This window comes from Streptomyces muensis, from assembly GCF_021474425.1.
Taxonomy (GTDB): Bacteria; Actinomycetota; Actinomycetes; order Streptomycetales; family Streptomycetaceae; genus Streptomyces; species Streptomyces muensis.
In genome coordinates, this window is the sequence record NZ_JAKEIP010000037.1 from 40066 (window position 1) to 51543 (window position 11478).

At 70.5% G+C, this 11478-nt stretch carries 12 protein-coding genes and 1 pseudogene; 10 read left to right on the forward strand and 3 right to left on the reverse strand.

What is annotated here, in order from left to right:
• Window position 1: 1 nt before the first annotated feature.
• Complete coding sequence (locus L0P92_RS12850) at window positions 2-676, reverse strand: lysophospholipid acyltransferase family protein (RefSeq protein ID WP_308289715.1); 675 nt, start codon at window positions 674-676, stop codon at window positions 2-4.
• A 380-nt stretch (window positions 677-1056) separates the two neighbouring features.
• On the opposite strand from L0P92_RS12850, the gene L0P92_RS12855 reads away from it, so the two are divergent.
• The 3 genes from L0P92_RS12855 to L0P92_RS12865 all read left to right on the forward strand — a co-directional run bounded on the left by L0P92_RS12855 (window position 1057) and on the right by L0P92_RS12865 (window position 3353).
• Complete coding sequence (locus tag L0P92_RS12855) at window positions 1057-2226, forward strand: glycerophosphodiester phosphodiesterase (protein WP_234762704.1); 1170 nt, start codon at window positions 1057-1059, stop codon at window positions 2224-2226.
• A gap of 74 nt (window positions 2227-2300) precedes the next feature.
• Window positions 2301-2810 carry a sigma-70 family RNA polymerase sigma factor gene (locus tag L0P92_RS12860; RefSeq protein ID WP_234762705.1) on the forward strand — a complete coding sequence of 170 codons (510 nt, stop codon included), beginning with the start codon at window positions 2301-2303 and terminating at the stop codon, window positions 2808-2810.
• A 45-nt stretch (window positions 2811-2855) separates the two neighbouring features.
• Window positions 2856-3353: a GNAT family N-acetyltransferase gene (locus tag L0P92_RS12865; RefSeq protein WP_234762706.1), complete on the forward strand. Its 498-nt coding sequence runs from the start codon at window positions 2856-2858 to the stop codon at window positions 3351-3353.
• 74 nt (window positions 3354-3427) lie between these two features.
• On the opposite strand, the gene L0P92_RS12870 is transcribed toward L0P92_RS12865, so the two are convergent.
• Both L0P92_RS12870 and L0P92_RS12875 read right to left on the reverse strand, forming a co-directional pair.
• The gene (locus L0P92_RS12870) at window positions 3428-3877 is read right to left on the reverse strand and encodes a hypothetical protein (protein ID WP_234762707.1); all 450 of its coding nucleotides are present in this window, start codon (window positions 3875-3877) and stop codon (window positions 3428-3430) included.
• On the reverse strand, window positions 3858-4217 hold the full coding sequence (locus L0P92_RS12875) for a hypothetical protein (protein ID WP_234762708.1): 360 nt from the start codon (window positions 4215-4217) through the stop codon (window positions 3858-3860). The genes L0P92_RS12870 and L0P92_RS12875 overlap by 20 nt, the downstream gene beginning before the upstream one ends.
• 69 nt (window positions 4218-4286) lie before the next feature.
• Here L0P92_RS12875 and L0P92_RS12880 point away from each other — a divergent pair, with 69 nt between their 5' ends.
• The 7 genes and pseudogenes from L0P92_RS12880 to L0P92_RS12910 all read left to right on the forward strand — a co-directional run.
• Window positions 4287-4934 carry an HAD family hydrolase gene (locus tag L0P92_RS12880; protein ID WP_234762709.1) on the forward strand — a complete coding sequence of 216 codons (648 nt, stop codon included), beginning with the start codon at window positions 4287-4289 and terminating at the stop codon, window positions 4932-4934.
• A gap of 384 nt (window positions 4935-5318) precedes the next feature.
• On the forward strand, window positions 5319-6356 hold the full coding sequence (locus tag L0P92_RS12885) for a methionine ABC transporter ATP-binding protein (RefSeq protein WP_234762710.1): 1038 nt from the start codon (window positions 5319-5321) through the stop codon (window positions 6354-6356).
• A complete protein-coding gene (locus L0P92_RS12890; protein ID WP_234762711.1) occupies window positions 6353-7078 on the forward strand; it encodes a methionine ABC transporter permease in 726 nt (241 codons plus the stop codon). The genes L0P92_RS12885 and L0P92_RS12890 overlap by 4 nt, the downstream gene beginning before the upstream one ends.
• A 69-nt stretch (window positions 7079-7147) precedes the next feature.
• Complete coding sequence (locus tag L0P92_RS12895; RefSeq protein ID WP_234762712.1) at window positions 7148-7981, forward strand: MetQ/NlpA family ABC transporter substrate-binding protein; 834 nt, start codon at window positions 7148-7150, stop codon at window positions 7979-7981.
• A gap of 151 nt (window positions 7982-8132) precedes the next feature.
• Window positions 8133-8765 (forward strand): GNAT family N-acetyltransferase, encoded by a 633-nt coding sequence (locus L0P92_RS12900; RefSeq protein WP_234762713.1) that lies wholly within the window; start codon window positions 8133-8135, stop codon window positions 8763-8765.
• 76 nt (window positions 8766-8841) lie between these two features.
• A complete protein-coding gene (gene cbiE / locus L0P92_RS12905) occupies window positions 8842-10053 on the forward strand; it encodes a precorrin-6y C5,15-methyltransferase (decarboxylating) subunit CbiE (protein WP_234762714.1) in 1212 nt (403 codons plus the stop codon).
• A gap of 368 nt (window positions 10054-10421) precedes the next feature.
• Window positions 10422-11478 (forward strand): annotated as a pseudogene (locus tag L0P92_RS12910) (nicotinate-nucleotide--dimethylbenzimidazole phosphoribosyltransferase); the annotation flags it as partial.

The window sequence follows — 11478 nt, forward strand, 5'->3', positions numbered from 1 at the left end:
CTTACGCGGCTTCTTTCGCCTTGCTGGCGTACATGTCCACGTACTCCTGCCCGGACAGCCGCATGACCTCGGTCATCACAGAGTCCGTCACGGCCCGCAGCACATACCGGTCCCGGTCCATCCCCTCGTAACGGGAGAACTCCATCGCCTCACCAAAGCGAACCGTGACCTTACGAGGCCGCGGCATCCCCGCCCCACCCGGCTGAATCTTGTCCGTGCCGATCATGGCGAACGGCACCACCGGCGCACCGGTCATCAGCGTCAACCGTGCGATCCCGGTGCGCCCCCGGTACAGCCGCCCGTCGGGCGACCGCGTGCCCTCGGGGTAGATGCCGAAGACCTTGCCCTCCTCCAGGATCCGGCGCCCGGTCATCAGCGCCGCGACCCCGCCCCGGCCGCCGTCCCGGTCGACCGGGATCATGCCGACCCCGGTGAAGAACCAGGCCATCGCACGACCCTTGAAGCCCTTGCCGGTGACGTACTCGTCCTTGCCGATGAAGAAGACCTGACGGTCGCAGACCAGCGGCAGGATCATCGAGTCGATGAAGGTGAGGTGGTTGCCGGCCAGGATGACCGGACCGTCGCCCGGGATGTGCTCCGCGCCCTCCACCTGTGGGCGGAACATCAGGCGCATGATCGGTCCGAGCACTGCCTTGATGAGCGCGAAGCGGGACAACGGGCCCTCCGGGGTCAAGGGGATGGCGAGGGATCTGTACAAGTCTGTGCAGGTGAGGACGATACTCGCGGTTCCCGGGGTCCCGCACATCGGGTGCGCCGACTTCACCGAGGCCTTACGCACTGTTGACACAGGTTTACCTGCGGTGACGCGGCGTGGACGGCCCGTAACACGCCGGCCACGATGTGACCGACATCGCCCCGAGGGCCTAGCGACGACCTGCCCGCGCCCTCCGGCCGACTCCCGACGGAACGTCACCTCACCTTTCCCGTACGACATTCAGCGTCACCCGCGAGTTCCGCCGGAGGTCTCCCATCCGTCACGCACGCGCACCTACGATCGGCGCGCACTGAATGAGCGGACGGTCAGGGAGGGTCCACATGGGAACCCAGGAGAACGAGCAGACGGGCGTCACCGGACGGCGGATGCTTCTCGGCGCGGCCGTGCTCGGCGCGGGCGGAGCGGTCCTCGGGCTCTCCGGCACGGCGAGAGCGGCGGAGACCCGGCACGGAGGCGGTGGTGGCGGAGTGAAGAGCCTGCCCAAGCCGACGATCATCGGCCACCGGGGCGCCAGCGGCTACCGGCCCGAGCACACCCTCGGCTCCTACCAGCTGGCCCTCGACATGGGCGCCGACATCGTCGAGGCCGGCGACCTGGTGCCCACCAGGGACGGCCATCTCGTCTGCCGGCACGAGCCGGAGATCGGCGGCACGACCGATGTCGCGGACCATCCCGAGTTCGCCGACCGCAAGAAGACCAAGCTCCTCGACGGCGTCTCCACCACCGGCTGGTTCACCGAGGACTTCACGCTCGCCGAGCTGAAGACCCTGCGCGCCACCGAGCGCATCCCTGCCAACCGCCCGCACAACACCCTCTACAACGGCCGCTGGGAGATCCCCACCTTCGAAGAGGTGCTGCGCTGGCAGGACGAGCAGACCCGGGGGCGCGGCAAGCAGGTCTGGATCTACCCCGAGCTCAAGCACCCCACCTACTTCCGCAAGCAGGGCCTCGCCCTGGAGGAGCGGGTCGCCAAGGTGCTGCACAAGCACGGCAAGGACCGGCGGAACTCCCCGGTCATCCTCCAGTCCTTCGAACCGACCAGCGTCCAGCGCCTGAACAAGCTGGTCGACAACCCGCTGGTGGTCCTGCTCTCCGGCGCGACCAGCCGCCCCTGGGACTTCGTCGAGACGGGTGACCCGCGCACGGTCGCCGACCTGATCAAGCCGGCCGGCCTCAGGGAGATCGCCTCCTACGCCCAGGGCATCGGCCCCACCCTGGACCTGGTCATCCCCAAGGACGCGAACGGCAACCTCACCGCGCCCACCACGCTGGTGAGCGACGCGCACAAGGTCGGCCTGATCCTGCACCCCTACACGATGCGCAACGAGAACCCCTTCCTCCCCACGAACTTCCGCAAGGGCACCGACGCCGACGCCTACGGCGATGTCTTCGGCGCCTACCGGACGTACTTCGCGACCGGCATCGACGGTGTCTTCACCGACAACCCCGACACCGGGGTGCTGGCCCGCGAGGACTTCGTCAACAGCTGAGACCCGCGCCCCGGTTGGGGTGACTCACGGTCGCCCGGGCAACCCTCTGCCCGGGCGGCCGCGTCGTGCCGCATATGACGCACGACCTGGTTGCCGCCCTGCGCCCGCTGCTCCTCGCGGAGGCCTCCGCCGAGGCCCACGCCGCCGGAACCGAGCCGGGCGACCTGGAACAGGCGGTCTGGCTCCGCCTCCTGGAACGCCTCGACACCGACGGCCCGCCCCCGGACCCACCGGGCTGGCTGCGCAGGGCCGTCCGCTCCGAGGCCCGCCGCAGCCGCCGTACGACACGACGGGAACGGCCCTACGAGCACGAGCCCGCCGCCGACACCGACCGGCACGATCCCGAACACCTCGCCCTGATGGCCGCCCGCCGCCGCGCCCTGCGGGAAGCGGTCCGCCGGCTCCCCGGCCGCTGCCCCCGGCTCGTCGAGGCCCTCCTCTCCCCGAGGGACCCGACATACCGGGAAATCGCGGGGGAGTTGGGTATCTCACAGGGAAGTCTCGGCCCGGAACGTTCCAGATGCCTGGGATGTCTGCGCCGATTGCTCACACCGGAGGTTGCGGCCCGCGAAGCGCGGGGATAGGAGTGGGGGACGACAGGCGATCAGGTGAGCGGGAGGCGTGCGCACATGGGCATGAGCGTGACCATCTCTGCGGCGACCGAGCAGGACGCGGAGCAGATCTTCAGGTTGCAGTACCTGTGCTTCCAGAGCGAAGCGGCGCTGTACGGCAACTACCGCATCGACCCGCTCGTCCAAACCCTGGACTCGGTCCGCGCGGAGGTCGCCACGGACTGCGTCTTCGTGGCCCGGCTCGGCGAGGAGGTGGTCGGCTCGGTCCGCGGCAGCGTCACCGGGGACGGTTCGGCCGCCATCGGCAAGCTCTGCGTCCACCCCCGCCTCCAGGGCCACGGCATCGGCGCGAGGCTGCTGCGCGCGGCGGAAGCGGCCCTGGCCGAACAGCGCGGCGCCAAGAGGTTCCGCCTGGAGACCGGCCACCGCAGCGAGGGCAACCTCCGCCTCTACCGCAAGGTCGGCTACGAAACGGTGGGCACGTCCAAGGGCGCCGACGGCGTCCCGATGGTCGTCCTGGAGAAGGCAGCCGGCGCATACGCAACAACAGCGTGACTGCAACCCCCTGCCTTTAGGGGCGCGGGGAACTGCGCGACAAGCCACAACGGACCGCATGCCGCCTGAAAACCTCAGGCGGCATCCCCATGAGGCGCACGCTTGCGCAACCAATACAGCGCGGACAGCGGCAAGAGCACCGGAATGAACACGTACCCCATACCGAAATCGGACCACACGGTCGCATCGGGGAACGCCGAAGGCTCGACCATGGTCCACGTACCCACAATCAGCACGCCCGCCAACTCGGCCGCGCAGCACACCCGCGCCGCCTTACGGGCCGTCTCCCCGCCCCGCACCAGCGTGTACGTGATGAACCCGTACACAAGCCCCGCCACCGCCGACAACGAATAAGCAAGCGGCGCCCGGTCGAACTCCGTGGCGATCTGGTACGCCGACCGCGACACGGCCCCGACGACCATCACGCCGTACAGCCACACCAGCAGAATCCCGGGACCGCCGATCAGCCGCGTCCTGGTGGGCTCGTCCTCCGACACGGTCACCTCAGCCTCCCCAGATGTCATACAGCCGCACCTCCAGCACGGCCAGCACCACACCGCCGGCGGCAACCGTCACCGAACCCCACTTGGACCGCTCGGCCAGCGACATGAAGCCCGCGGCCGGAATGCACGCGAACGACCCCAGCAGATACGCCACGAAGATCGTCGTGCCCTGCTCCGGCTTCTCGCCCCGCGCCAGCAGCACGATCCCGGCCACCAGCTGCACCAGGGCCAGTACCGTCACCACGGCCATCCCGATGAAGTGCCAGTCCTTCGTCGGCTGGTCACGGTAGGCCGCCCAGCCGCACCAGGCGGCGAGCAACAGCGCGGCGACCCCGGTCGCCAGCGTCAGGGCATCAAACATGCGGCGAGCCTATTACGGCCCAAAAGGGCTGGTGCGGCCGCCCCCGGACGGCACCGTAGGGTCTGGACCATGACGATCGATGCGCGCGCCCTCCTGTTCGACAACGACGGCACACTGGTCTCCTCCCTCGCCTCCGTGGACCGCTGCTGGGCACGCTGGGCCGAGGAGTACGGCATCACGGAGGAGTTCGGCAGGGTCGAGCTGCACGGACGTCCGGCCGTGGAGATAGTCACCGAGCTGCTGCCCGCCGACGTCGTGCCGCAGGCCCTCGCCCGGATCGAGGCGCTGGAGGTCGAGGACGTGCCGAACGGCGGAGTGCATCTGCTGCCCGGCACCAAGGCCTTCCTCGACTCGCTGCCCGCCGACCGCTGGGCCGTCGTCACCTCCGCCACCCGGCGGCTCGCCGAGGCCCGGCTCGACGCCGTCGGCATCCGGCCCAAGACGATGATCGCCGCCGACGACATCACGCGCGGCAAGCCCGACCCCGAGCCCTACCTGCTCGCCGCCCGGCAGCTCGGCGTCGACCCGGCGCACTGCGTCGTCTTCGAGGACGCCCCCGCCGGTCTCCAGGCCGGTCGCGCCGCCGGGATGACCACCGTGGCGTTCACCACAACCCACCAGGCCCATGAGCTCGACGCCGACCATGTGGTGCGGGACCTGTCCGCCCTGTCCGCCCTGGTCACCGACGCCGGCATCGAGATCTCCGTACGCGGCTGAGAGCTGTCCGCCGCTGTCCGGTATGTGGACAGCGGCGGCCGGTAAGGACCGTAGGTCTGGTTTACTGATCGCATGACCACGACGAGCTGCCGCACCCTTGCGACCGAGGCGACCCTGACGCCCGGTGCTCGTTGTATGTGTCGAATGTGCGCCTTCTAGAGGGCCCCCGCACCACCGCTGAGCCTCGCGCCCCGAAGCGAGAGCCCGCTCATGTCCGCCCGTACGCCCCGCGTAGGTGACTGAGCCGCGCCCCGCGCACACGATTCTCCTCCGGTTCCCTCCGCGTCCCGGAGAACCGTGCTGCGTTCCGGCTGCCTTCGACCATGAACGCCACGTGCCCGGCGCCCACGACGCGCCGCGCACTCGACAGTGACGGAAACCCCAGTGATCACCACCACGGGCCTGACCAAGGTCTACCGCTCACGCGGCCGTGAGGTCACCGCCCTCGACGGCGTCGATCTCCACGTCCGCGAAGGCGAGGTCTACGGCGTCATCGGCCAGTCCGGCGCCGGCAAGTCCTCCCTCATCCGCTGCATCAACCTGCTGGAGCGCCCCACCGCCGGCACGGTGACCGTCGCCGGACAGGACCTGACGGCCCTCGCCGGACGAGGCCCCCGGGCCGGCAGGGAACTCCGGCAGGCCCGCAGCCGTATCGGCATGGTCTTCCAGCACTTCAACCTGCTGTCCTCACGGACCGTCCAGGACAACGTCGAGCTGCCGCTGGAGATCCTCGGCAAGTCCGGCAAGGAGCGGTCGCGCAAGGCGCTCGAGCTCCTGGACCTGGTGGGTCTCGCGGACAAGGCCAAGGCCTACCCCGCCCAGCTCTCCGGCGGCCAGAAGCAGCGCGTCGGCATCGCCCGCGCCCTCGCCGGTGACCCCAAGGTGCTGCTGTCCGACGAGGCCACCAGCGCCCTCGACCCCGAGACCACCCGCTCCATCCTCCAGCTGCTGCGCGACCTGAACCGGCAGCTGGGCCTGACCGTCCTGCTGATCACCCACGAGATGGACGTCGTGAAGTCGATCTGCGACTCGGCCGCACTCATGGAGAACGGCCGCATCGTCGAGTCCGGCACCGTCAGCGAGCTGCTCGCGACCCCCGGCTCCGAACTCGCCTCCGCGCTCTTCCCGGTCGGCGGCGAGGCCTCCGCCGACGACCGCACCGTCGTCGACGTGACCTTCCAGGGCGAGGCGGCCACCCAGCCGGTCATCTCCCAGCTCTCGCGCACCTACAACATCGACATCTCGATCCTCGGCGCCGCCATCGACACCGTCGGCGGCCTCCAGGTCGGCCGGATGCGCATCGAACTGCCCGGCCGCTACGAGGACAACGTCGTGCCCATCGGCTTCCTGCGCGAACAGGGCCTGCAGATCGACGTACTGGGCCAGGAGCCCGTTCTGCTGAAGGAAGGTGCCCAGCTGTGACCTGGTCCGAGATGCAGCCCCTGCTGGAGCAGGCGTGTTGGGACACCCTCTACATGGTCGGCTGGTCCACCGTCATCGCCGTCGTCGGCGGCCTCCCGCTCGGCATCCTGCTCGTCCTCACCGACCGGGGCGGGCTCCTCCAGAACGTCCTGGCCAACAAGGTCATCGGGCAGATCGTGAACGTCGCCCGTTCGATGCCGTTCATCATCCTGATGGTCGCGCTGATGAGCTTCACGCGCTGGGTCACCGGCACGACCATCGGCCGCGAGGCCGCCATCGTGCCGCTCGCGATCGGCGCGATCCCGTTCTTCGCGCGCCTTGTCGAGACGGCTGTCCGCGAAGTGGACGGCGGGCTCGTCGAGGCCGTGCAGTCGATGGGCGGCAACACCTGGACCGTCGTCCGCAAGGTCCTCGTGCCCGAGTCCCTGCCCTCCCTCATCGCCAGCACCACGACCACGATCGTCGCCCTCATCGGCTACTCCGCCATGGCCGGCACGGTCGGCGCAGGCGGCCTCGGCGACATCGCCATCCGCTACGGCTACCAGCGCTTCGAGACCGAGCTGATGTGGCTCACCGTCGCGATCCTCGCCGTCGTGATCTCCCTCATCCAGTTCGCCGGCGACTACGCGGCCCGCTCCCTGCACCGCCGGGGCGGACGCTCCGGCCCCGGGCCGAAGCTACGGCTGCTGAAGGCGTCCACGGCGACGACCAAGACCGTCTAGGTCCTGCTCCCCCCAGATCTCCCCGTAATACCCCATGGGGATGCACCACCATCAGGAAAGGCACTTTTCGTGCGTAACACCGCCAAGTTCACCACTGCCGTCCTCGCCGCCGGAGCCCTCACCCTCGGGCTCACCGCCTGCGGCGCGGACAAGGACTCCCGCTCCGACGCGAGCGCCCCGCTGAAGGTCGCCGCCACGCCCACCCCGCAGGGCGAGATCCTCACGTACATCAAGGACAACCTCGCCAAGAAGGCCGGCCTCGACCTCGAGGTCAAGGAGTTCACCGACTACGTGACGCCGAACACGGCCGTCCAGCAGGGTGAGGTCGACGCCAACTACTTCCAGCACCAGCCGTACCTGGACGACTTCAACAAGAAGAACGGCACCGACGTCGTCGCAGTGCCGAACGCCACGGTGCACCTGGAGCCGCTCGGCGTGTACTCCCAGGGCGTCAAGAAGCTGACGGACCTGAAGAAGGGCGCCACCGTCGCCCTGCCGAACGACACCACCAACGAGGCCCGCGCGCTGAAGCTGCTCGAAGCCAACGGCGTGATCAAGCTGAAGGCGGGCGTCGGCTACGAGGCGACCCCGAAGGACATCGCCTCCAACCCGAAGAACCTGAACTTCAAGGAGCTGGAGGCCGCCCAGCTGCCGCGCTCCCTCGGTGACGTCGACGCCGCCGTCATCAACGGCAACTACGCCCTGGAGGCCGACCTCAGCCCGGCGAAGGACGCCATCGCCGCCGAGTCGCCCAAGGACAACCCGTACGGCAACTTCCTCGCCGTGAAGAAGGGCAACGAGGGCGACCCGCGCGTCGAGAAGCTCGCGAAGCTGCTCACCTCGCCCGAGGTGAAGAAGTTCATCGAGGACAAGTACGACGGAGCGGTCGTCGCCGCCTTCTGATCCTTTAGACGGCGCGTATACGGCGTATCGCCACGCACGGGGTCCACTCGCTCACTTGGTGTGGACCCCGTGGTGCGGTTCAGTGCTTTCATGCTGCATGCTGGGCAGTTCAGCAGGCCCTGACGGATTTTCAAAGGTTACGGAGCGGCGCATGACTGGCACCTTCCCCAACATCTCCATCAGCACGGAGCGGTTGGTGCTGCGCCCCTTCGAGGACCTGGACGTCGAGGCGTTCGCCGAGATGATGAACGACGAACTCGTCACCGCCTGGACCACCGTGCCGCAGCCCTACACCGAGGACGACGCCCGCGACTGGATCACCCGGCTCGCGCCCGCCGAACGCGCCGACGGTCGCGGCATTGTCTTCGCCGTCGACGAGTTCCTCACCCAGCGCCTGGTCGGCATCGTGCACCTCCAGAACACCGACTGGCGGGTCCGCTCCAGCGAGATCTCCTACGTCGTCGCGCCCTGGGCCCGCGGCGAGGGCTACGCCTCCGAGGCGGCCCTGGCCACCGCGCAGTGGCTGTTCCACGACCAGAAGTTCGAACGGCTGGAACTGCGCACCGCCGCCGACAACACCGCCTCCCAGCAGGTCGCCCAGAAGATCGGCTGTATCAGCGAGGGCGTGCTGCGCGGCGCCTGGATAGCCCGGACCCGCACGGACAGCGGCGAGTGGACCGACGTCCGCACCGACCTGATCGTGTGGAGCCTGCTGCCCGAGGACCTGGAGGGCGTCGGCGATCAGCCCGCCGACGGTTTCACCTCGTTCGGCGACTGGAACTGACACCGGGTACGCTCACGGAGCCCGCCCACGGACAGCCCACGCAGGCGACCTGCGCGAACCCTGGAGACTGACGACGATGGCCGACCGCGTCACGGTGATCGGCTGGGACGGCTCACCGCTGACCGCCGCGGCACGCTCCGCTCTCGGCGCCGCCACCCTGGTGGCCGGTGCCGCACACCACCTCGCGCTCCCCGAGGTGCCGCCCACCGCCGAGCGCATCCGCCTCGGCAGCGTCGCCCTCGCCGCCCGCCGGATCGCCGGCCACCGCGGCACCGCCGTGGTCCTCGCCGACGGCGACCCCGGGTTCTTCGGGGTCGTACGCACCCTGCGCGCGCCCGAGTTCGGCCTGGAGGTCGAGGTCGTGCCCGCCGTCTCCTCGGTCGCCGCCGCCTTCGCCCGGGCCGGCATGCCCTGGGACGACGCACAAGTGGTCGTCGCACACCGTCGCACCCTGCGACGCGCGGTGAATGTGTGCCGCGCCCACACCAAGGTCGCCGTCCTCACCTCACCGGGCGCCGGCCCCGCCGAACTCGGCCTCCTCCTGGAAGGCGTCCACCGCACCTTCGTCATCTGCGAGGCGCTGGGCAGCGAACGCGAGCAGGTCACCGTCGTCACCTCCGACAAGGCCGCCGACCACACCTGGCGCGATCCGAACGTCGTCATCGTCATCGGCGGCACGGCCGCCGCCCGCGAGTCCGGCGACTGGATCGCCGGCCGCGACCCCGCCGCCGGACCCCGCGGCTGGACCCTGCCCGCCGAGTCCTACGGCGGACTCATGGGCGAAGGCGAGCTGGAACCGCTCCGCACCGCCCAACTCACCCGGCTCGGCCCGCGCGTCGGCGACCTGGTGTGGGACATCGGCTGCGGCAGCGGAGCCTTCTCCGTCGAGGCCGCCCGGGCCGGCGCCGCCGTCATCGCCGTCGACCGCGACCCACAGGCCTGCACCCGCACCGAGGCCAACGCACGCGGCTTCGGCGTCCAGCTCCAGGTCGTCAACGGCACGGCCCCGCACGCCCTGGAGAACCTCCCCGAACCGGACGTCGTACGCATCGGCGGCGGGGGAGCGGAGGTCGTCTCGGCCGTCGCCGACCGGCGTCCGCAGCGCATCGTCACACACGCCGCGACCCGCGACGCCGCCGAGATCGTCGGACGCGACCTCACCGCACACGGCTACGACGTCGAGTGCTCCCTCCTCCAGTCCGTCGAACTCGACACGCGGGCCTGGACGGAGCGCGAGCGCAGTGTCGCGTTCCTGCTCAGCGGGGTGCTGCCCGACCGCACCGGGTGACCGCGAAGCCGTCCCCGTGATCCTGTTGTCGTACCGCGCGCGGTAGGCTGGCCGATCGTTGTACCGCACTCGGTCGCCCGGCACTTCGTCGGTCAATGTCCGGAAAAACACGCCCCGTTTGGGGTGGGTGTGGTACGGCGGAACCGGAGGACGCGCAACGTGGCGCAGTCCACAGCGGCCTGTCGCGGATCAACCTGTCGCGACGGCCGAACGGCCACGACAATGCCACTCAATGGCTTTGTCGCCTTTTTTGGGCGGGTCGTTCGTGCCGCTGGGCACACACGCTCGTTCTTCACTGCGGGGGCGGTCGGTGCGCCGTCCCCGGTGAGCTGGTCGTAGAAGCACTAACCGATGGGCGAGGGGTACGCATGACCGACACCGGCCAGGTCCCGGGCGAGGGACTGCCGGAGAGCGCAGGCATGGTGGAGCAGCCGGGCGCCCCCGCGGCGCACGGTTCGTACACCTACCTCTCCGAGACCACCGCCGAGGACGAAGACCTGCTGCTGCCCGGCTCCCAGGGCGCCTGGGGCAACGAGGTCGCTCCGCCCGCGCCGGAACCGGTCGTCGAGGCCGTGCACGAACCGGACGCGCACGAGATCTCCGGCCGCGACAGCGGCTCGGTCGACCTCAGCGCCGTACGGCTGCCCGGCCCGTCGGTCCCCTCGGCCCCGTCGACGCCGATTCCGCCGATCACCCCGCGCCGCCCCCTGCACCTCGGCCCGCCCATCCCCGACGCCTCCGCCAGCCCGGTCCGCTCGCTCGCCGACCGCGGCGCCGTCGGCGCACCCGTACGCCAGCCCGGGCAGGCCCCGGCCGGCCCCGAGTACCTGGACGTCCCGCAGCCGCAGGAAGCGGCGGCCCCGCAGCCGGCGGCCCCCTGGGGCGCCGCCGCCCCGGCCGCCGTGCAGGTCCAGGCTCCGGCCCCGGCTCCGGTGAGCGCCGAGGGGACGGCTGCCGAAACGGTTGTCCCGACCGGACAGCCCGGCGCGGCGCAGGCGGTGGTGTCCCGGGTGGCCGGTGCCGCTCAGGGCGACGAGGCGCCTGCCGCGCCGACGGTTCCCGCTGCCGATGCCGGTGAGGTTGCCGAGGTCGCCGAAGCCCCGGTGGTCGAGGCTGTCGAGGTGGCCGACCAGGCTCCTGAGCCCGAGGGTTCCACTCCGGAAGCCGCTGCTCCGGTTGCCGACCCCGTCACCGAGGCCGACCAGCTTCCCGAGACGCCCCAAGCACCCGCGGCCGAGGTCGACCAGGTTTCCGAGACCCCCGCTGCCGAGGCCGCACAGCCTCCGGCTCCCGAGGCCGACCCCGCGCCCGAGGCCGCGCAGCTCCCCGAGGAGCAGCCCGCCGTCGAAGCCGACGCCGCCCCCGAGCCTGAGCACCCCACGCCGGCCGAGCACCTCACGTCGACCGAGCAGCCCACGGACGCCG